The organism is Fuerstiella sp. (assembly GCA_022447225.1).
Lineage (GTDB): Bacteria > Planctomycetota > Planctomycetia > Planctomycetales > Planctomycetaceae > S139-18.
Window position 1 is genome coordinate 333,113 of sequence record JAKVAZ010000007.1, and the last position, 20,828, is coordinate 353,940.

Here is a 20,828-nt window from a genome sequence, read left to right on the forward strand (position 1 = left end):
CGGTAATGCCAAAACTGTGATTACTGCGACGTTTCACAGACGCGGAGTGACCTGGCTCTGTCGGCGTCACTATTGTGCATTGCTCTTTCTGGGAGCAGTAAAGACCATGACAGTAATGGTTTGGCTACGCAGCGTGACTATTCTGATCGACCGGTGGCGGTTCTGCATACAGATGCTCTCTGGTACAGGGCATGCCGCTCAGTCCTTTTGTCTGATGCTTTGTGGCAACAGTCTGATAAATCCTTGCTCCGCCGTCACCCAATGCAAAGGCGCAACCAGCAAGATACAGCACCCACAGTCGGTATTTTTCAGGACCGACTTCCCGAATCGCTGCGTCTCGATTTGCCTCCAGCCGACGGCACCAGTGACGACAGGTGAGCGAATAGTGGTCGCGCCATCCTTCAACATCATGCACATCAAATCCGCCTGCTTCTGTTGCCTGAATCATATGGCCAAGGTGATCGAGTTCGCCTCCGGGGAAGATATACTTTGCCAGCAGCCGACGTTCCGGTGACATGCGACGAAATGCTTTGTCTGTCATCTTGCCTGGTCGGGTGATTCCGTGATTCAGGAACATTCCACGGTCCGGCAGAAGCGAATTTACCTTCCGCATATAGCCGGCCATATTGTCAATGCCTACATGTTCCACCATGCCAATGCTGGCAATCTTGTCAAACTGTCCCTCGATGTCTGCGTAGTCTTTTAATTCTACGGTGACACGATCGGAAAGGCCTTCTGTCTGAATCCGCTGCTGAGCTAGAGCAAGTTGATGCCCGGACAGGGTGACTCCGTATGCCTGAACGCCATAGTGTTTCGCGGCATGACAAATCAGGGCTCCCCAACCACAGCCGATATCAAGGAAACGGTCGCCGCTTTGCAGCCGAAGTTTTCGACAAATCATATCCAGTTTGTTGACCTGTGCCTGCTCAAGTGATTCATTCCAGTTTCGAAAATAGGCACAGCTGTAGACCAGTTGACTGTCCAGAAACAAACCGTAAAACCGGTTACTAACGTCATAGTGAAACTGGATGAAGTTTTTGTTGTCACGCTGTTGACGGCTGCGGCCCGTTTCATCTCCATTGAAAGAATGATCAGAAGTTGCCCGCGTTCCTTTTTCAAACAGGAATGCCGATGCAAACCGTGCGAGCAAAGCCAGCGGGAGTCTTTGAGTCTTCCGGCGGCTGTTGCGCACTCTTGCTTTTTCGATAAACTCGACGAGGCCTGCACCCGAATAATCGATTCCTCCTCGAGCGAAAACTCGAAGAAGGGTTTCGGCTGTGGGTCGTCGCAACAGTGTTCCGATTACGTCCGGTCCCGAAATTAGAATCTCCATTCCTGGTTCAACGTTGTCAGCCAGTGGAATGACGGACCCATCCCAAAGACGCACGGAAATAGGTGATTTGAGCCGTCCACGCAGATATTCAAAAAGCAATCGAGCCTGTTTAAGCTGCCTCCGGGAACGTGCGTCCTTGCCAAACATACGTCATTCCTGCGAATAGAGAACGTTTTCGTATCACTGGAGTGGTGTTTACCAGATGAAATATCAACATAGTTTACCCGGAATAAATTCTGACGGCGACGTCAATTCGGCTGCACTGTCCTGGCAGGACAAATACAAAAACATATCCCGGTTTGTGTACTCCTCTTGTTTTGAGAAGAAAATGCCGCTTCTGTCATTCGTATGACAACAGGACAGGAACGACCTCATATCTCCGGACGCTCAGGAAACTCACAAAATCGGTGGCGGGCGGTTGACCTGATATCCTGGTGAAGAAACTCAGTGCATTGCTATCATCAACCGGCGAGGATGATCGTCCTGCCGACTTGGCTTCAACACACCGTTAGGGGGGTACGATGCAGATCAAAGGCGTCTTTTGTCTTTCTCTAAGTGTGATGGCGACCCTGTTGCCTACCTGTGATGGCTCAGAAAAGGAATTCAACTATGACGAATCTCTTGTTCCGCGATACGAACTTCCGAATCCACTGATGACAGAGGACGGAAGGGTTGTGAATTCGGTCGAGATCTGGCGGTCAGTCCGACGTCCGGAAATTTTGCGGTTATTCGAACAACACGTCTTCGGTCGGCTGCCCGGGATTAACGTGAGACTTCGTGTGCGGACACACGAATGTACCGAGGTTTTTGATCATTTGGCCATTCGCGAGCAGCAGACGGTTTATCTGACTGATGACGATACCGGTCCTTCGGTTGATGTGTTGATCTATACTCCGAAGAAGTCCGTTGGTCCGGTCCCGGCATTTATGGGGCTGAATTTTGGAGGCAACCATACGATTGATGCCGATCCCGCGATCCGACTGTCGAAGTCCTTGGAACGTAAAGACCAACGCCGGAAGACTAACGGCAATCGGGCTTTAGAAGCGTCACGCGGTTTACGGTCCGCTCGCTGGGACATCAGGAAAATTCTTAGCGGCGGGTACGGACTGGTCACTGCGTATTACGGCGATATTGATCCTGATTTTGACGATGGTTTTCAGAACGGTATTCATCAACTGGATCCGGAAAAGGGCCCGGTACGTGCAGGGGATGCGGGCGGTTCGATCAGCGCGTGGGCCTGGGGGCTCAGTCGGATTCTGGACACGCTGGAAACTCATCCTCTGATTGACGGCCGACGGGTTGCTGTGTTCGGACATTCTCGTCTTGGAAAAACGTCATTATGGGCAGGTGCAACTGACGAGCGTTTCCGACTCGTGATCTCGAATAATTCCGGGTGTGGTGGTGCCGCCTTGTCGCGACGGCGTTACGGTGAAACTGTGAAACGAATTAATACTGTGTTTCCGCACTGGTTTTGCAGGAAACATCGTGAGTACAACGACAAAGAAAACAGTCTGCCGGTTGATCATCATCAGTTGCTGGCTTTGATGGCGCCGCGTGCGGTGTATGTTGCCAGTGCTCAGGATGATCGCTGGGCTGACCCTCACGGAGAAATGCTGTCCCTGTACTACGCGGGGCCGGTATTTGCCCTGTTTGGAAAGTCCGGACTGCCGTCAGCTGATCAGATAGAAATCGACAGGCCGCTGCAGGTCGATGTTGGTTATCACGAGCGTACGGGGAAACACGACGTCACATCCTATGACTGGACGCAGTACCTGAAATTCGCAGACCGGCACCTGAAGTGAAAATCCGAAACCGGGATGTGTCAGCCCAGGTAGGCCTGCGGGCGCGGAATTGTCCTGATTACATTGCCTGTTCAGATGCAGTTTGGAAAACGGAAATCAGCAGCTGTCGGTTCTATTGCATGTCTGAAAACCGGCCTGCCAGCAGCAATGACTGATTCCTGAAACGGAACGATCTCACGGACGCAGCAGGAAAACGCGATCGCTGTTGTGGTAGTCCTTCGCACGTTTTTCCTGGTAGGCGCCGCCCGCGATCAGCAGACGTCCATTCACGTCAGCAGCCGCACCCCAGGCGACAGGCAACGGAATGTCGGGGCCTCGTCGCCAACGTCCGGAAGCGGGAGAATAAATGTATGCGGAAGTTCTGCCACCTCCGCTTCCCGTTCCACCCATGACCCAAACCTCTCCGTTATGTGCCGCACAAAGTGGTGCACTTGGTGGAGAATCCGCCGGATGAACAACCTGGTCCCAGGTTTTCTGCTGAGGATCGTAAGTAAACAATCCCGGACACTTTGAACCAGAGCCTGAGGCGACATAAATATTTCCGTCAAGAACGCAGCCACTTGCCTGGGCAACCGGACCGGGTGGCGGTGGTTCAGTCTGCCATTTTGTTTGGTCGACAGAGATACTGAACATGGTTTTTGTCCCGCCACCGATTGCGTACAGACGATCATCGACAGTGAGGGCAACGACCTGGCCTCGGGGTTCATCTAGTGACGGTCCCGGTCGGACCAAGTGGCTCTCAGGATCAAAAATCTCGACAGTACTTGTCGCCACAATCTGGTTTCCACTGATGAAAAAACCACCCAGTAGCCACACTTCGCCGCCGAGAGCAGCAATGCCTGAGTATGACTTGCCAGGTTCCAGCATCGGGGCTTCGACGGCCCATGTTCTGTCTTTAATGTCGTAGGACCAAACGTGGTCCAGATGGGTCCATTCTGAAGCCGGCCAGCCGAAATAAGTCTTTCCCCCCGCCGTGTACAGTTTGTCCTTGACCCTCGCAAAAATAATGTCGTGGTTTCCGGCAGGCAGTCGTGGCTGCTCTTCCCAGTGTCGATGCCATTTTGCCTGCAGTGAATTGCTGCGATAAAGATTTTCTCCCCGAACGATCCACAGTCGTCCACTGCGATCATGGTGCATCGCACGAACGGGGCCCTCACCGGCGGAAGCGACGGATTGCCATTGTGGTTCTGAATCAGATTTGACTGTCAGTTCCCGAACGGTTCCGTCTGCAAATCCGACGACAATCTGACGATTTGCCACGGGGGCGATCGAAGTGATCTGTGTACCGTTCGGGGTGTTGATCGTTGTTCCACCTGCATTGACAGATTGCGGATCGATACGAAACACTTCCCGTCCGCCGGCCAGCCAGACGGATCCCACGTCATCCGAGCACGCATCGACACGGTCACTGAATGCAGAGGATTGCGATTCGATCAGTTGCCACTGATGAGGCCGTTCACGAGAAAGGACTGCCAGTTTCTGTGGTTGGCCATCGCGATGTGAAGCGATAGCCCACACGTTGCCGAAAGGATCGTCTGCGAAAGGAGACAGGATCCAGGCGGGATCCGGACCGGGAACTCCAGGAACAAACATCCCGTCAGGTCGTTTCATTGCCCTGCAACCGGCCCACCAGACATCCCCCCAACGCGAGGCAAACAACGCACCAGGTTGGCCGTCATGGCGGAAGGACGCGGTCCGATTTACAGGATCAGCATTGCCGTCTTCGGAAAACTGCCAGATCTGTCGATTCCGGACCAGCCAAAGATTTCCGTCCGGGGTTAGTTCCAGTCCTTCAATTTTATCTTGCTTCCACAATCCGGCACTGCCCTGGTTGACACGAACAATGACACCGTCGTTTCCGAAAACGGCCAGATAGATCTGTCCCTGACGGTCCTCACGGATTTGTGTGCGTCCCCTGGGCAGTCCTTCAAAAATTAACTCATCACCCGGCAGGGAACTTGCCGGGAGAAACAACAAGATGATCAACAGGTGGTGAGTATTCATATCCTGCATGATATCCACATTCACCCCAGGCTGGTCAAGTCACCAGGCAAATGCAAAAACGCCGGAACGCAGTGAAATGGTCCGGGAAAGATGTTTTCGTTTATTTCGCAGACTGTTTCAAAACCTGCATTCAGGTTGGTAGAACCCTATTTTAACCACGGTTCCGGTCACCGGCCGTTTTTTCTGAATCTTACGTTCTGTCATGCCGTCAAAATATTGACTTCAAAGTGTATGCAACCCGGTGAGGAGGATCGGCTGTGTGGCATGGCAAAATGTTCTTCCTCCGGTATGTCACATACTCAGAAAGTTTTTGTCAGAACCGGCACCATAGGCCCAATGCATTCGAGCAGATATGGGCCGGCCTCTCGCGGATTTCGTGATGGAGGATTGATAATTATCAACGAATTTTCTGGTTGTGATGTGTTTGGACCGGCCCGGATCAGGCCCCTGCACAGAAATTCGCTCACGAGGAATCTGTCCGTTTGAAACACTGACTGCAGACCAAAATTGCAGTTTTGGGACCGAAGCTGTTTTGGATTTCAACGTATTCCCGACGTAGATAGACTCATGTCAATGGAGAGCCAGACCCCGAATACGGAAAAAGAAGAGTTGGTTAACGTCCTTACGCACGGCGGCGGGCTGTTGCTGGCTGTGGGTGGTGCAGCAGTTTTGTTCAGTTCTGTTGCAGAGCACGCCAGTGGCGCATTGCGGCTAAGTTGCCGGATTTACGCGACTGCGCTCGTTGCTCTTTATGCTGCGTCGACTCTTTCTCATTCGTTCGGAAATCCGGACCGCCGAAACTTTTACCGCAGTCTGGATCAGGGGGTGATTTTTGTTTTTATCGCGGCAAATTTTACACCCTTTGTGATTGCACATTTGCCGCCGATCAGTTGTTGGCTGATTGTGAGCCTGTTGTGGACGCTTGCCGTTGTTGGTTTCACGTCGAAAGTTTTCTGGCGACATCGAATTGAGTCAATTTCAATAACGCACTACCTTGCGATGGCATGGATTCCGTCTCTGATCATGCTTCCGATCCTGCAGTCACTTCCTGTGAATGCTATCCTGTGGTTTGCTGCAGGAGGGCTTTGTTATACGGTTGGTACCATCTTCCTGGCGCTGGATACCCGTGTTCGTTATTTTCATGCTCTGTGGCACATTCTGGTCATTGCCGGAAGTAGTTGTCATTTCTACGTGGTTCTTGATTATGTGATCCCGCTGAACTCGTGAGACTGAGGAATCGCCAATCACCTGTTCGGTGACGGCATTTGTGACGAGTAATCCTGCCGCGGCTTTATGCTTCGGGACAGATCACCATCCAAGACGATACGTTCATCGTCTCTTACTCTTATGTCTCGATCGGGTGACAGTTGACATCAGACGTCAACTTTTTCTTCCTCACTGCGGCCATCGAGTTTTGCGGACTTTTTCCCGACAGAGCCGAATGTTGTAATTTTAACTGAATCGTCTGAGCAGAGGCTGTATGACGGCTTCCGGTACAAAATCGGCTAGGCGGGATTCCAGATCGTCTGTGGCCCCCATCTTGGCAATTTGCTTGATCAGCGAACTGGAAATATGATTAAAACCTTCACTGGACATCAAAAATACTGACTCAATTTCATCGTCCAGGACTCGGTTCGCCAAAGACATTGTGAATTCGGCATCGATGTCCATCAGAGTTCGGACTCCGCGCAACATCACCCTGCTGTTACAGCTGCGAACGAATTCAACTGCCAGACACTCAAAGGTTCGCACGTGAACATTTGCCAAATGTCCCAGAGCCTTTTCACACATGGCGACTCTTTCGTCAGGACCGAACAATGCCGCTTTATCCGGATTGATTCCAATGCCAACGGTCAATCGTTCATAAATGCGCGCGGCTCGTTCAATGATATCCTGGTGTCCGAGTGTCAGTGGATCAAAGCTGCCGACGTAGACGGCATGTGATAATGGCGATGGTTTGGCCATGAATAATTTTCTAACAGGTAAAATCCTGAATCGACACCGGAGACTAATTGGTGGCCATTCTGATTGCCTGGCAGCATCTGGCAACCATCTCACCCCCTGGTCTGTAAAATTGGCAGCGAGCGTATCCGTCTGCCACAAAAATGTCTGGAGTGCTTGGAGCCGTAAACGATTATAAATAAATGAGTTATGTATTCTGCTGGTTGAGGATCGCCCCCGTTGCAGTACTCGTTCGGCATGAGTTGTGCAATAACCCAACAGGGAACTGCAGTACAATGACTGTGCAGGAGCCTTTGCCGTGGTGCTGATCGGCATTGCAAGCGGATGCAACAGCCAGCCAATCAGGAATCAGTTCAAAAACTGTCGTCGTCTGAGACGATCCAGGAGCCAATGAATGCCTGTATTCCGGTGGGGACAAGCATGGGACGCGTTTCAGGACCTGGAACGCGAAGTTGATCAATTGCTGCAGGGAGTCAATCTGTCTTTGCATGGAGTTCGATCAGCGCGTCGTTTTCCACTGGTCAATTTAATTGAAAAAACGGATCATTTTCTACTGACTGCCGAAGTCCCTGGTGTGGACATCAATGATCTGGAAGTGACTGCTGCCGATGGCCGTCTTACGATCAGAGGAATCCGCAGGCCTCCCGAAGAGTCACAAGACGACAGTTTTCGTCGACAGGAACGGTTCCAGGGAAACTGGCAACGGACCATTCAGCTGCCGGATCGTATTCACGAAGACGGATTGAAGGCAGAATATTCTGCCGGAGTCCTTCGGATTACCCTGGCAAAAGCCACGTCCGGTGTGGCACGCAATATTCCGGTGACTGAGGGACCGGAATGATTTCCGTAACCACGTGGTCGTGAGTGTCAACACGAAAAGAGCGGGAGACGAAATCATGAGTGACATCAATGATGTGAGCATTCGGCTGACCACGGGTGATTCTGCTGCATCGAATGATTTGTCTGATGGTCAGCGTCTGTTGTTCAATCCGCCGATCGATATTTACGAAACACCGGAGGGGCTTGTCCTGTATGCTGATCTTCCCGGGGTCACCAGCGATGGACTTGACCTGCAGGTACAGGACAACAGACTGACACTTTTTGGTCGGACTCAGCGTCGTGACATCGATGACGGAACTGTTGTTCATGAAGAGTACAAGGTCGGTGATTTTCTGCGTTCGTTTATTCTGAGTGATGAAGTTGATCACGACCGCATTACCGCGCGACTGACCAACGGAGTACTGCAGGTAGAGTTGCCTCGAGCCAGTCGATCCCGACCGCGACGAATTGAGGTCACGACTGATTGAGCGACGAGACTGAACTGCCCGACAGAGTACTGCGACAAAGTTTCATGTCCGCAGGCGGTCAGTGTTGGCCTGCTGTCCGCTGACATCCCGGTGACCAGTCTGTGTCGTCTGTCTGTCGTTTTGTTTTGGCCATGCTTCCGGTGCTTCACCGGAATGAAACGTATCCGGACACAGCGTTCCGAAGAATATTATTTTCTTGTCCAGGATCGGCCCAGCGTTGTTTCAGCTCAGCATTTTCCGGGTCAGGACTTTTTACAAGCCTGGCCGGATCATCGCAGAGCCGGAATTTCAGTTTGGCAGGGATGCCGTTTGCGAACTGGTTGGGCTGTTACTGAACTGCGAACTTCAGTCTGGAATCGGCTGTGCGACTGCTGAAGTTATCGCGGATCACCAGTCGGATTTCATACTGACCACCTGGCAGGTGTGCCGGCAGCGTAAATTCGTAGCTGAGATAGTAATCAGAACGTCTTGTGGCAGATTCTTCGCTTTTTGTTTGCAGTTCCAGCTCAATGGGTTCGTCTGATGAACCTGACCATATTTCCAGCGTGCCCCCAAATGATGTGCGATAATTGCCGAGTGTTGAAGTTTTAGACTGCAGGTTTTCGACTTCGGCGTAAATCAGCAGGCGTTCCCCTGGCTCAAACGTATGAGGTGTTGGAAACGTAGCGATGGAACCGAAGCCATCAATCTTGCTGCAAAAATCGAGTCGCCGAATTGTCAGGCTCGCCAGAGGTTCGAGTTGTCGGACGGCGGCATTGAACTGACCGATCGTCGTCGCGACATGCTCATCGTATTTGGCACTCTTGTCCGGATTTCGGAAACGCAGGATTCCTAGGACCAGTTCCTGCCAAAACCTTTGCTCTTCCGCAGACATCAAATCAATCGCTTCTGCTGCGGCAGCCGGTTGGTCAGAAATCAAACGCAGCAGGCGCAGGTTGAGCTGGTGCCGGCGAAACTGTTGCGGTTGTTTTGGTGTTCCGGTGTCGGTCTTTGGCCATGTCCCGAGTTTTTGTTCCTGCGCCAGGATCAGTGCACTTAATAGTTTGTCTGAGTCGATTTCCTGGTAAATATTCTCGAGAGCAGCCGACGGTTGTTGCTCCGCTGCCATGGCTGGAGGTTGTGGCGGCAGTTCAGTTCCGTTTTGGCTACCGAACAGGTCCCATTCAAGAGGATTTGGCAGCTTTTCAAACTGTCGTCCCAGCAGATTGCGAGTGTTTCGATCAGGTCCCAGACGCCAGAAACGATCCAGGACAGACGGTTCCTGTGCCTGCTGAGGTCTGCCTGGTTCCGGCGGAATCTGACCCGGTGATTCTGCAGAACGGGGACTTTGTGAATGGGAGCCAATATCTGAAGTGCTGCTGATTGTTGGACGACTGATTGTCGTTGCATCAACCCTCCGTTGCGTTGAGTTTTGTGACCTGGTGTACGAATCATCGGATGTGGAGTCGGACGAGTCCGAGATTTCGGAATAGGCCGGATCGTTGAAGTCAGGATTCAGCAACCGTGCGACCGGTACGGAGGGCTCTTCAGGCTCAGCCGAAAGTTCAGGTTTCGCCGGGGCCACAGGATTGGATGGCCTCGGAGGATCAGCAACGCTGTTGTGATTGATCGTTGGCTCGGATTCCGCTGTGGTGAATTCTCCTGACTGCAGGAGATTACTAAGTGAATTGACATCCTGAAGCATGGCGCAACCGAAAAGCTGCCACGAAATTAGTGCGCAGGCCGCTAATTGCGTAATCAATGGGAGTCGTCGATTTTCACGCCAGTCCATCAGGTTTGTGCTTCCGTGCTCAAACCACAATTCGGGATTTGGTTGCGACAATTGGCACAATGGTCATGTCGCGGAACCGCCGAAGATAATATGGTCGAACGACTTACTGCTACAAGACGGCTTTGAGTATCCGTAGGGTGTACGTCAGACTGGACAACACACATTGCTGCAGATCCTGCCAGGACTGCCGAATTACGGTTTAATTGGTTGTCCTATTCCGAATTGACACGTTACAGCATTGTCACCGAGGAATTCGGTTCCGACTTCGAAGCAAACGACTAATTGTCTGTTGAACGACTGCTAAGTACTTCCGGAATTGCAATTTTGACATCGGAACGGAGCTAATGTCGCTTTCCACAAACGTTCCAACTCAATCATGTGTTTCGTCTCGACAGCGGAAGAGGATTACGTTCTGTATTACAGAACTGGATCGAGGCGGCGCGGAAAAGGCACTGGTTCGGGTTGCCACTGGACTGCACCAACGTGGCTGGGATGTAAATGTTGTCAGTCTGCGGGATGCAGGATGTCTGGCTAGAGGGCTGAAAACTGCAGACATTTCTGTTGAGGCACTTAATTGCGGAGGGGCACTCGACATCCGTGCGGTATTTCGACTGTGTAGCGTACTCAAGACAAAACAGCCCAAAATTTTGGTCTGTTTCCTACACCAGGCAAATATCATTGGGCGGATCGCTGCCTGGCTGGCCGGCGTGCCAACTATGGTTTCCGGAATTCGAGTGGCCGACAGACGCCTTGCGGTCATTTGGGCTGACCGACTGACACGTCGACTGACACGGAAGTACGTGGCCGTGAGTCGGTCCGTGGCAGAATTGCACAGAGAAAAGTGCGGCATTGACGTGGAAGATATGGCTGTAATCTACAACGGGGTCGACATTCCTGAGTCATGCCCCGTTCGATTATCACGTCAGGATTCTGAGTTTCGTATCTTATTTGTTGGACGTTTGACTCCTCAAAAACGACCCCATAATCTGCTAAGAGCAGTGGCCTCTTTTCCGGAACAACTGAGAAAACGTACGTTTGTTGATTTCCTTGGCGAGGGTGTGCTCAGGGGGAGTCTGGAACACGATATCTCCATGGCTGGTCTCAGCAAAAACGTTAGACTCCATGGTCAGCAGACGAACGTGACTGAGTGGATGACAAGGGCCGACGTTCTGGCATTGCCGTCAGCCTGGGAAGGGTTGCCCAATGTCGTTCTTGAGTCGATGGCCCATGGACTGCCTGTTGTAGCCACCGCAGTTGATGGATTGGGCGAGCTTATTGAATCGGGGGAAACCGGATGGTTGGTTCCACCCAATGACGTAGCTGCTCTGGCGCATCATCTGACTCTGGTATCAGACGATTCTGAACTGCGGTCCGCAGTTGCCAGACGGGCTTTTGAAGCGGTTCAGCAGCGTTTTCACTGGGACACCACAATACTGTCGTTTGACAAATTGCTTTCCGAGCTGCTGAATAGCTGACCAGATGTGGAAAATTACTGGTGATTCAGGCATCCGTTGTGAAAACCGGATTTCAGCCTGATCTCATGATCACTTCCTGACTGATGGTCTGGGTGCCCTTCATGATTCGTGAGTGGCCCGGTGGACCACAAAATTTTGGATTGCAGCAATTCCATATCTGACAACAACCTGCGTCCAAATTAGCACTCCACATCGAAAGCAAATTGAGTGCTTTCTCTTGACGGACTGAAGTCGAAACGTACAGTCCATTCCATTAAGTGGTAGCTTGTGGGGCATTGTGGGGACACGATGTTTTTTACACAAGTCCTTTTTTTATAATACTTTATGGTTATTCCCGTTCGGGAAATGTTGTCCCGTGGCAATTACAGGCACATTTGATCGTTCGATTGACGAGAAGCATCGTCTGGCGCTACCGAAGCAGCTTCGCGAAGCGTTTGGTGTTTCCGACGGAGGCGAATTGTTTCTCGCACCGGGTAACGAAGGATGTGTGGCTGTCTATTCAACGACGAGATTTGAGGAATTTGCTGTGCGAGTTGCGAATGCGTCACCGGGACGGGCTGACGTTCGTAAGTTTCTGCGGTTGTTTTACTCCCGAGCAGAACGAGTTGTACTCGACAAACAGTCAAGAATTCGGATTCCGGAAAGACTCCTGGAATCAGGCGGATCGGACCGGGACATGGTGATTCTGGGTGTACACGATCACGCCGAAATCTGGAATCGCGTTACATGGGGCGCATATATGAGTCAAAACCTGTCCCAGTTCGACGAGTTAACTACAGATGCGCTTGATCCCCCGGACGTGACTGGACCCGCCAGTGACATTCAATCCTGAGTTTCATCGATCTCCTGAATTTTTGGTTTTCTGAACTGGAACATTACTGAGGCGCTACCGCAGGCTTTACCGGGCTTCGCGGTTTTACCGGCGGACGCACGGATGTGTTCGCCGGAGATACGGTTTCTCTGGAAACCTACAGCCGTTCGCTTTGCTGACCTGCCGGGATGCGGGAAGAAGCGAACGGCTGGATGTATCTTTTTGCCGATTGGTCTTCGCGCCGGTTTAGCAGTTGCATAGGATCAAATGTCTCTTTCGGCGCATTTCTCCCGCGTCACAACTGCTTCCGCAACCCGTCGAACTCTCCTCTCCTCTCCTCTCCTCTCCTCTCCTCTCCTCTTCTCTTCTCTTCTCTCCTTAGTCGCTGTCGGTGTTTCAGTCTTCGATGACCGGGATACCCGATACCAGCGCAGTGCCTTACGTCATGTCGTCTTCTGTACACAGACCTGTGATGATGCGCGAGGTCTTAAAGCTGCTGCAGCTAAAGCCCGGCTTGACCGTGATGGATGGCACGGTCGGTGCCGGCGGCCACAGTGCGGAAATACTGAAACAGGTTGGAGAATCCGGACAGTTGGTTGGTTTTGACCGAGATCCCATGATGCTTGGGCACGCAGCAATGCGTCTGAGCAAATCCAATGTAACGCTTCTGCGGGCACCCTATTCCGAAGCAGCCATTGAATTGAAACGAGTAGGAATCTCCCACGTTGATCGGGTTTTCCTCGATTTAGGTTTGTCCTCAGATCAATTGAGCGATCGTAATCGAGGATTTGGTTTCGACTCGGGCGGTGATCTGGACATGCGATTCGATGTGTCCCGGGGAAAATCCGCGCAAGAGTTTCTTAGGTCATGTACCAGAGATCAGCTGATAAGGGTCATCACAGAATTTGGGGAAGAACCGCAGGCAGAACGGATCGCTGATGCACTGCAGCAGGAGCAACACCGCGGACCAATTCGTTCTGCCGAACAGTTGGCAGACGTTGTTCGTCGGGCGGTGCGTTCATCACAGGGCCGTCGAGACCCGGCCACTCGGGTATTTCAGGCGTTTCGTATCGCAGTCAACGAGGAGTTGTGGCATTTGGAACGAATGTTGTCCCAGGTGCTGCCGTTGGTTTTGAAGCAGGATGGCCTTGCGGTCATCATCACGTTTCACTCACTGGAAGATCGGATTGTCAAATCCGAATTCAAAGGAAACCAGGGATGGTACGTTCTAACAAAAAATCCGCTTCGTCCGACCCCGGGCGAGGTGCGCATCAATCCACGGAGTCGCTCAGCCAAACTTCGAGCGGCAAGGTGGACCAGTCCGTAGCCAGGGGAGATGACGACTGGGGATATCAGTCTGTGAGGGGCGGTATGGCCATTGAAGCCAAATTAGGATTGTTCATTATCGTGATCCTGCTGGGAGCCTTTGGGTTCCTGGTCTATCGGAATGTTGATCTGCGTCAGCGCGAGTTGATAGCACTGGAAGCAGAGGGGGCTGGTGAGGAGACCCAGCTTTCGAACAATGAGCACCGTTCCTCCGGCGATTTCAACCGGGATGTAACCGATGATGCTGACCTGCCGACGGACGGACAGGGGAGTCTGTCTGACGGTATTTCCAACGAACTTTCGATGGAGATTGCCAGCCTGACAACGGAAACAGACGGGATCTCTGAAGTCACCGGTCTGGACGAACCAGCCACGTTTGAATTTCAACCGTCAACTTCAGAGTCTGTGGAGCAGATAATTGTTTCGGATCAGCACCATACGGATTTTCGTGATGATGCGGCCCGGCCTGCCACAGATACTGATCCGTTTGAATTCCGGAATGAGACAACCAGTGGGAACCGACTCTCACAGCCCAACGAGATCGATACTGATCAGATCGGAAGTGACCACCTGGCAGAGCAGTGGACCGATGTTAGTGATTCAGCTGTTGTATCCGGGACGGGAATCGCAACCGAACACGATGTGATCGAAACTGATTTGCAGCCGGACCGATCTGAACTGAATGATGTCACCGGAGCGAGTGGATCTGACGATTACCAGGCTGAGATTGCATTCGGTGAGGCAGACGATGAGATAACGGAATTCGCCGGTTCTCAGTTTGCCGAAACTTCAGTCCCGGTTGAGGATTCCTTTTCCGCAGAAGACACGAATGCACGGTCTGTTACGGATTCTGATCAAGCTGATTTTTATAAAGAAGATGCCCGACGCGATCAAACATCCGAGGCTGACCCTGATGGGACGCTGATCGTCCGGGATTTACGGATTGATTCTGACTTTGAAGCAAATCCCGATTTCACAACGGTTCAGGAAATCGAAGAAGAGTCTGCTGGAGTTGCGGCGACGTTGCCGCAACTTCCTTCATTCGCTTCGAACGGCGACAGTGCCGTTGACGATTTTTCAACAGAAGATAAATCTTCGGGATACATAACGGATTTGGACCAGGAGTCCGTTCCTGGCTTGAGTTTTGAATCCGAATTAGTGCCGTCCGAGCTTGCCGATGAAGCTGGAACTTACCAAGAACCTGCTGATTCCGATGTTGCGGATGCGTCGCCGTTTTTGGACATTTCGACTCCGACTGGTGATGCAACTTCTTCAACCAACCCGGTGGATACGTCCCCAGATGAGATCGTTCTGAAAGAATTTTCTGCCGATGAAGGATCCGGGCTGCTTCCTGTGAACTCGGAACATGCACGCCGGAAAAGTTTGTCGACTGGGGTTTCCGGTGAAAAAGAATTCAATGTGCATGGATTCACCTACGAAAATCGGGTGATCACAGCATCAGCAGTGAATGTTCCATGCGATCTGTGTGAGGTCGCACCAGGTGACAATTACTGGAAAATTTCCCGACGCGTTTATGGTACATCAAGGTATTTTTCGGCGCTAACACTCTACAATCACCATCGGATACGTGACCCCAGGAGATTGCGCCCCGGTATGAAGGTGCTGGTTCCGCCGGCGGAAGTTCTGGAGCAGAAATATCCGGATCTTTTTCGTGATTCACGTCCGGTTGAACGGGAACCTGGCGGTTATTTCGTGCGGCCCGATGGAACAGCTGCATACCGAATTGGCGAGCGAGATACGTTGTCAGAGATTGCACAGAAGCATTTGGGGCGGTCATCTCGCTGGATTCAGATCTATCGACTCAATCGCACAGTATTGGCTAACCCGAACAAGCTGAAGCCTGGTACAGTCATCGTCCTTCCCGATGACGCGACGGATGTTCATATGGTGCCATAGACAGGGTTTCGCCGATAGAGATTAAATGAACGCCTCGCCATATGCATCCGGCGAGGCGTTTCTGTGCGCCCTGATGTCCACGGAGTTTTAGTGATCCGTTGATCCATGTTCTTTCGCTTTGCTGCAGCCCTTTTGCTAGTTGTTAGTGTTTCGATGGCTCAGATCGGTCTCGAAAAGCAATCTCTCATGCTGCGCCGATCCGTCAGTCGCCAGTACTACCAGATGGATGAATTGCTTGAACTTCATGCACAGCTGCGTCTCGATATTCAGCAGTTGTCAGCTCCGTCCCGTTTTCCTGAACTGTCGGAAACAGATCGGTCTTCAATTCGGAGATCAGACAATACTGCTGTCCACCCGCCGTCGGGATTCAGGACAAGCGGGCCGGTACGTCTGCCTTTGATGAGATGGCAACGACCCGTTCGGCCGGATGGAGTTGATGCCCCATGACATCCGAATGGACCGATCCCCGGCCGTTTTGTGAACCAGTGCGTCGGGATTCGTCCCGCTGGCGTTCAGTAACTGTTACTGCTGTGCTGCTGGGTTGCTGGATGGTGCTGACCGGACGATTGATTCATCTTCAGGGGACCCAGCATGAACTGATGCACACCAGGGTAGATCGGCAAAGTACGTTCACCGAAAAGCTGGTCGCTCGTCCCGGTGAGATTGTTGACCGCAATGGTCACGTGCTGGCCATGACAGTGACCCGGAACAGTATTTTCGCTGTTCCCTCGAAGATTGAGGATCCACGATACTTTGCATGGCAGGCGGCGGAGGTCACAGGGGTTGATGCCGATGAATTGCTGGACAGGATCCGTCGACTTCAGGACAGACATTTTATCTGGATCCGGCGGCGTGTGACGGACGACATGGCAGACGCATTTCGGGCACTTGAACTGCCGGCGGACACATGGGGCTTTCGTCGAGAATACCTTCGACAATATCCACAGGGCCGTATTGCAGCGCATGTTTTGGGCATGCGGGATATTGACAACATCGGCCATGGCGGACTTGAGCAGAGCCGGAACGAGTTGATTCGCGGGAACGATGGTTACCGTGTGATGACTCGAGACGCCCGTGGTGTGGTGATTGAGGTTGAGGCTGCCGAATCTCAAATACCAGTGCATGGTCAGTCTGTCATCTGTACCATCGATCTTCTGACTCAGCTGACGATTGAACGTCAGCTTGACGAAGTCATGCGGGAATGGGAGCCAGTCGGTGCCTGTGCTGTCGTTATGGAGCCTCAGACCGGTGAAATTCTGGCGATGGCATCCCGACCTGCCTTGGATCCCAATAGTCCGGCAGACGTTCCTGATGATGCTTGGCGTAATCTCAGTGTTTCTGCGGTATTTGAACCCGGTTCTACGTTTAAGCCGTTTGTTGTTGGCTGGGCGATGCATCGCAAATTGCTTGATCAATCGGACACAATTCAGTGTTTTAACGGGGCTTATCGGATGGGGCGCCGGATTCTTCACGATCACCATTCGTACACAATGCTGTCTGTCGAAGATGTGCTGGTAAAATCAAGCAACATAGGAATGGCACGTGTTGCGGAACGCATCGGTCTTCAGGAACTGTATGAGTGTACAGTCGCTTTTGGTTTTGGCCGGCGAACCGGGATTGAATTACCGGGTGAGGTTGCCGGACTCGTGCGTCCTCTATCGGAATGGGACGATTATTCACTGGGTTCCATTCCGATGGGACAGGAACTGGCAGTAACGCCTCTGCAGTTGATTGTTGCTCATGCAGCACTTGCCAACGGTGGATACCTGGTGAGGCCGCATCTGTTGCTGAAATCAGCAAATCGGATTTCAGTGTCCCCGCTTGCGTCCGTCGAAACAGTCGCTGCCAGCTCATCCGTGGAGTCATTGGTATTGCATCGACACATTGCCGACTGGATTGTGCAAAACCCAATGAGACAGGTTGTTGAACGAGGCACCGGTCAGTCCGTTCGCAATCCGTCGATGTCGATATTTGGAAAGACCGGGACCGCTCAGAAGGTCGACACTCAAACCGGGAGCTATTCGAATTCCCGTCATATTTGTTCGTTTGTCTGTGGTGCTCCGGCAGAGTCACCGGAAGTACTCGTTCTTGTAATGGTTGACGAACCAACGGCGGGTGAGCGCCACTACGGCGGAACTGTTGCGGCTCCACCGGCAGCAGAAATTCTCCAAAAATCTCTGCAAAGAGTCCGCCGTCTTGATCGCAGCGTGACCGTACGCCCCGAAGAAGATCTGCCAATCCGATTGCGATGAGGAGGAACGCCGGTTCCTTAAAACATTCGATTCCAGGAGCAGATTCTTATTCCGGACGGGAAAGGGATAAGAGTTTTCCGGAACAGTCAGCAATCGCGAGTGAGGGTTTGCTGAGAGCTTAGATGTTCGTTCGTGTTTCAAAGAAGTCTGATATTGAACACTCTTTGTCACGGAATTACCGGTTCGTCTGAGTCTGACTCAGGTTTATCCCGGTGTCCGGTTATCCATCCTGGCCGGGGATTCGTAATAATATGGACTGTTTGACCGGTGAGGTAATCGGACGGATAGGAAGAAAATATCACCAAAGATACGGTGTGACTAAAGCAAATCAGCGGCAAAGGAGTGCGGGGTCGTCATGAGCATGGTTAGCTGTCTGCTGTCACGTCGTCATTGACAGTCAGAGTTGCTATATCAACAGCTTCCAATAATATCTAATCAATTCTCATGCCGTCCGAAACTGCGTTGTCATTCGGATTTCATCTGTTTTTTGTCTGAGCGAGGCCGGTTTTGTCGGGTTCCATCCGCGTCCAGCATATTGATCATGTCACGATCGTCGTGAAAGATCTCAAACGCAGCCGTGAGTTCTACGTGGACCTTCTTGGAATGGAAGAAGTCGACCGACCCAATTTTTCTTTTTCCGGGGCGTGGTTCCGCGCGGGTGCGACTTTGCTGCACCTGATTGAAGAACACGCGGAAAGCGGAGTAGCGGGAACGTCAGTGGACAGGTCCCGAAACAGTCGATGTCATCATTTTGCGTTCGAAGTTGCAGATGCCCGAGCGGCGGCCGGCGTCCTTCGTGATCGGGGTGTGTCACTCCTCCAGGAGGTAAAGCTCCGTCCGGACGGAGCGGTTCAGATGTTTGTTGGCGATCCGGACGGGCATGTCGTGGAACTTTGTACATCCACAATGTCAAAATTGTGAGCCGGACTCTCAATTACGCGCAGCAGGGGGGACGTCATGGCAACTGAATTTGTACTGACGATGACGGCTGCAAATCGACCTGGAATCCTGTCGGCCGTCACACGTGCGATGTCAGAAGTGGGGGGCGATCTGAGAGAACTCAGTCAGACCGTTGTTCGCGGCTACTTTACGATGATCTTTTCCGCAGAGTTTCCTGACGATCTGACTGAAGACGTTGTTCGGGCCCATATTGAAGACGCCTGTCGGCCGTTTTCAATCGACGTCGGCCTCAGGAATCCGGAGCAGGACGTCCGACGCAGTTCTTCAGTCGATCTGCCCGATGTGCACACTCTGCGTATTGGCGGAGACAACCACCGCGGTGTTCTCGGGGTGCTGTCCACAGTGATTTCGATGCACGAAGCTGACATTGTGGGGATGCGTGCAATTCAATCGGACCAGGGTGACGGATTTGAAATGGTAATGAAAGTGACTGTACCACGACACAGTGACATCGCCCCGCTGATGTCAGCTCTCCTCACTGCCGGACGCGATTACAACGTTACCGTTGATGAGACAGGTGACCGATAAACGTTGTGTCACGGTACCACGCTGAATTCCAGTACAGTTGATGATCCAAACTGCTGCCCAGGCTCCAGAACGGTGTTCGGGAATTTAGGCTGGTTGACCGAATCCGGATAATGCTGAGTTTCCAGGCATAAGGCGCTCCGCAGTGCATAGGTCCGGTTTCCCTTGCCCTGCTGACCATTCAGAAAATTTCCCGAATAGAACTGCACGGCCGGTTCGGTTGTACGAATGTGCAGACGCCTTCCGGATTCGCGGTCAGTCAGAACGGCAGCCGTGTTCAGTTCTCCGGGTTCGGATGCATTGAGTACAAAGTTATGGTCGTATCCCAGTGTCGCTGTCTCGACCAGTTCTTCGATACGTTCACCAATGACGTGCGGACGGCGAAAGTCCAGCGGTGTGTCGGCTACCGATTTGATACTTCCCGTCGGGATGAGTGTGTCATCAACCGGCGTATAACGGTCTGCGTTCAGCACAAGGACATGACCCAGGATAGATGATGAACCGGCACCGGAAAGATTGAAATACGCGTGGTTGGTGAGATTCACCGGAGTTGATTTGTCAGTCGTTGCTGTGTAGTCGATCTTCAGATCGTTGGACCGATTAGTCACGGTATAAGTCACGGTGATATCCAGTCTGCCCGGGTAGCCTTCTTCTCCGTCAGGGCTGCTGTAGTCAAAGGTGACTCCCTGTCCGGTGTCATCTGCGAATGGCGCCGCATTCCAGATTACCTTATCCAGACTGCGTTCGTTTCCACCATGCAGATGATTAGGGCCGTTGTTAACTGCGAGTTCATACCGACTTCCGTTCAATGTGAATTTGCCCCTGGCAATACGATTACATACTCGTCCAGTGGTACAGCCAAAGTATGCATTGGCCGACGATTCGTATCCGGCAACATCGTCAAACCCCAGAATCACATCCTCCGATACACCGCTGGAATCCGGAACCTGCAGTTCCACAAGCGTTGCACCCCGGGTCATGACACGGGCCACCAGTCCGCTGTCACTGCGCAGCGTATAGAGTTCCACATTTTCACCTGCCTGTGTAGTCCCAAACGAATGGGCGACCGGCGCATCGGCTGCCTGGAGTTCAGGACTGAAAACAACCAACGACGCACAAACAATCATTCGCATCATCAATAGCACTCGCTTCAAATTCACAGGAAGAACTAACCGGATGTCAGTATCACCTGCTTTGGAGTCGATCACAAGGGGCAGTTTGACGGCTCCTTGGCATTTCGGTCAGGTCCGGAAATACCGAAAACCATTGTTCGCTGCGAGAATCGCCCGGCGGGCACTCTTTGGGTCCTCCGACACCATTGTCTGCCGGTAAACGCCGCTGCCTGTCGGCAGAACGAATTCATCCATCCTGAAATGCAGATCA

At 52.2% G+C, this 20,828-nt stretch carries 17 protein-coding genes; 12 read left to right on the forward strand and 5 right to left on the reverse strand.

Annotated features, from left to right (window positions below):
• Nucleotides 1–124: 124 nt before the first annotated feature.
• Nucleotides 125–1,480 (reverse strand): cyclopropane-fatty-acyl-phospholipid synthase family protein, encoded by a 1,356-nt coding sequence (locus MK110_08790; protein ID MCH2211385.1) that lies wholly within the window; start codon nt 1,478–1,480, stop codon nt 125–127.
• Between the two features lie 374 nt (nt 1,481–1,854).
• On the opposite strand from MK110_08790, the gene MK110_08795 reads away from it, so the two are divergent.
• Nucleotides 1,855–3,135 (forward strand): acetylxylan esterase, encoded by a 1,281-nt coding sequence (locus tag MK110_08795; protein ID MCH2211386.1) that lies wholly within the window; start codon nt 1,855–1,857, stop codon nt 3,133–3,135.
• A gap of 174 nt (nt 3,136–3,309) precedes the next feature.
• Here MK110_08795 and MK110_08800 read toward each other — a convergent pair whose 3' ends face one another.
• Nucleotides 3,310–5,148 carry a DUF1668 domain-containing protein gene (locus tag MK110_08800; protein MCH2211387.1) on the reverse strand — a complete coding sequence of 613 codons (1,839 nt, stop codon included), beginning with the start codon at nt 5,146–5,148 and terminating at the stop codon, nt 3,310–3,312.
• 564 nt (nt 5,149–5,712) lie between these two features.
• Here MK110_08800 and MK110_08805 point away from each other — a divergent pair.
• On the forward strand, nt 5,713–6,366 hold the full coding sequence (locus MK110_08805; GenBank protein ID MCH2211388.1) for a hemolysin III family protein: 654 nt from the start codon (nt 5,713–5,715) through the stop codon (nt 6,364–6,366).
• A gap of 225 nt (nt 6,367–6,591) precedes the next feature.
• On the opposite strand, the gene coaD is transcribed toward MK110_08805, so the two are convergent.
• Nucleotides 6,592–7,104, reverse strand: coding sequence for a pantetheine-phosphate adenylyltransferase (gene coaD / locus MK110_08810; protein MCH2211389.1), 513 nt, complete (start codon nt 7,102–7,104; stop codon nt 6,592–6,594).
• Between the two features lie 391 nt (nt 7,105–7,495).
• Between coaD and MK110_08815 the strand changes: the two genes are divergently transcribed.
• Together MK110_08815 and MK110_08820 are read left to right on the forward strand one after the other, a co-directional pair.
• A complete protein-coding gene (locus MK110_08815) occupies nt 7,496–7,942 on the forward strand; it encodes an Hsp20/alpha crystallin family protein (protein ID MCH2211390.1) in 447 nt (148 codons plus the stop codon).
• Between the two features lie 55 nt (nt 7,943–7,997).
• A complete protein-coding gene (locus tag MK110_08820) occupies nt 7,998–8,408 on the forward strand; it encodes an Hsp20/alpha crystallin family protein (protein ID MCH2211391.1) in 411 nt (136 codons plus the stop codon).
• Nucleotides 8,409–8,736: 328 nt separating this feature from the next.
• Here the strand turns inward: MK110_08820 and MK110_08825 are convergent, their stop codons facing one another.
• On the reverse strand, nt 8,737–10,179 hold the full coding sequence (locus MK110_08825) for a hypothetical protein (protein MCH2211392.1): 1,443 nt from the start codon (nt 10,177–10,179) through the stop codon (nt 8,737–8,739).
• A 344-nt stretch (nt 10,180–10,523) separates the two neighbouring features.
• Between MK110_08825 and MK110_08830 the strand changes: the two genes are divergently transcribed.
• From MK110_08830 to MK110_08865, 8 genes are all read left to right on the forward strand, one after another.
• Nucleotides 10,524–11,654 (forward strand): glycosyltransferase, encoded by a 1,131-nt coding sequence (locus tag MK110_08830; protein ID MCH2211393.1) that lies wholly within the window; start codon nt 10,524–10,526, stop codon nt 11,652–11,654.
• Between the two features lie 355 nt (nt 11,655–12,009).
• Entirely contained in the window at nt 12,010–12,486 is a 477-nt protein-coding gene (locus MK110_08835) for a cell division protein (protein ID MCH2211394.1), read from the forward strand.
• A 454-nt stretch (nt 12,487–12,940) separates the two neighbouring features.
• Nucleotides 12,941–13,792 carry a 16S rRNA (cytosine(1402)-N(4))-methyltransferase RsmH gene (gene rsmH / locus MK110_08840; protein MCH2211395.1) on the forward strand — a complete coding sequence of 284 codons (852 nt, stop codon included), beginning with the start codon at nt 12,941–12,943 and terminating at the stop codon, nt 13,790–13,792.
• Entirely contained in the window at nt 13,684–15,708 is a 2,025-nt protein-coding gene (locus MK110_08845) for a LysM peptidoglycan-binding domain-containing protein (GenBank protein MCH2211396.1), read from the forward strand. Before rsmH ends, MK110_08845 begins: the two co-directional genes overlap by 109 nt.
• A 186-nt stretch (nt 15,709–15,894) precedes the next feature.
• Complete coding sequence (locus MK110_08850) at nt 15,895–16,155, forward strand: hypothetical protein (protein MCH2211397.1); 261 nt, start codon at nt 15,895–15,897, stop codon at nt 16,153–16,155.
• Nucleotides 16,152–17,960: a penicillin-binding protein 2 gene (locus MK110_08855; protein ID MCH2211398.1), complete on the forward strand. Its 1,809-nt coding sequence runs from the start codon at nt 16,152–16,154 to the stop codon at nt 17,958–17,960. The genes MK110_08850 and MK110_08855 overlap by 4 nt, the downstream gene beginning before the upstream one ends.
• Nucleotides 17,961–18,467: 507 nt before the next feature.
• Nucleotides 18,468–18,881, forward strand: a complete 414-nt coding sequence (locus tag MK110_08860) for a VOC family protein (GenBank protein MCH2211399.1) — start codon at nt 18,468–18,470, stop codon at nt 18,879–18,881.
• 36 nt (nt 18,882–18,917) lie between these two features.
• The gene (locus tag MK110_08865) at nt 18,918–19,448 is read left to right on the forward strand and encodes an ACT domain-containing protein (GenBank protein MCH2211400.1); all 531 of its coding nucleotides are present in this window, start codon (nt 18,918–18,920) and stop codon (nt 19,446–19,448) included.
• A gap of 8 nt (nt 19,449–19,456) precedes the next feature.
• On the opposite strand, the gene MK110_08870 is transcribed toward MK110_08865, so the two are convergent.
• Nucleotides 19,457–20,581 (reverse strand): galactose mutarotase, encoded by a 1,125-nt coding sequence (locus MK110_08870; protein ID MCH2211401.1) that lies wholly within the window; start codon nt 20,579–20,581, stop codon nt 19,457–19,459.
• Nucleotides 20,582–20,828 lie beyond the last annotated feature (247 nt).

Excerpts from the sequence above, each read along its gene's own strand:
- MK110_08790 (MCH2211385.1), bottom strand. The coding sequence starts at position 1,480 with ATGTTTGGCAAGGACGCACGTTCCCGGAGGCAGCTTAAACAGGCTCGA.
- MK110_08795 (MCH2211386.1), top strand. The coding sequence starts at position 1,855 with ATGCAGATCAAAGGCGTCTTTTGTCTTTCTCTAAGTGTGATGGCGACC.
- MK110_08800 (MCH2211387.1), bottom strand. The coding sequence starts at position 5,148 with ATGCAGGATATGAATACTCACCACCTGTTGATCATCTTGTTGTTTCTC.
- MK110_08805 (MCH2211388.1), top strand. The coding sequence starts at position 5,713 with ATGGAGAGCCAGACCCCGAATACGGAAAAAGAAGAGTTGGTTAACGTC.
- coaD (MCH2211389.1), bottom strand. The coding sequence starts at position 7,104 with ATGGCCAAACCATCGCCATTATCACATGCCGTCTACGTCGGCAGCTTT.
- MK110_08815 (MCH2211390.1), top strand. The coding sequence starts at position 7,496 with ATGCCTGTATTCCGGTGGGGACAAGCATGGGACGCGTTTCAGGACCTG.
- MK110_08820 (MCH2211391.1), top strand. The coding sequence starts at position 7,998 with ATGAGTGACATCAATGATGTGAGCATTCGGCTGACCACGGGTGATTCT.
- MK110_08825 (MCH2211392.1), bottom strand. The coding sequence starts at position 10,179 with ATGGACTGGCGTGAAAATCGACGACTCCCATTGATTACGCAATTAGCG.
- MK110_08830 (MCH2211393.1), top strand. The coding sequence starts at position 10,524 with ATGTCGCTTTCCACAAACGTTCCAACTCAATCATGTGTTTCGTCTCGA.
- rsmH (MCH2211395.1), top strand. The coding sequence starts at position 12,941 with ATGCGCGAGGTCTTAAAGCTGCTGCAGCTAAAGCCCGGCTTGACCGTG.
- MK110_08845 (MCH2211396.1), top strand. The coding sequence starts at position 13,684 with ATGGTACGTTCTAACAAAAAATCCGCTTCGTCCGACCCCGGGCGAGGT.
- MK110_08850 (MCH2211397.1), top strand. The coding sequence starts at position 15,895 with ATGCTGCGCCGATCCGTCAGTCGCCAGTACTACCAGATGGATGAATTG.
- MK110_08855 (MCH2211398.1), top strand. The coding sequence starts at position 16,152 with ATGACATCCGAATGGACCGATCCCCGGCCGTTTTGTGAACCAGTGCGT.
- MK110_08865 (MCH2211400.1), top strand. The coding sequence starts at position 18,918 with ATGGCAACTGAATTTGTACTGACGATGACGGCTGCAAATCGACCTGGA.
- MK110_08870 (MCH2211401.1), bottom strand. The coding sequence starts at position 20,581 with ATGATGCGAATGATTGTTTGTGCGTCGTTGGTTGTTTTCAGTCCTGAA.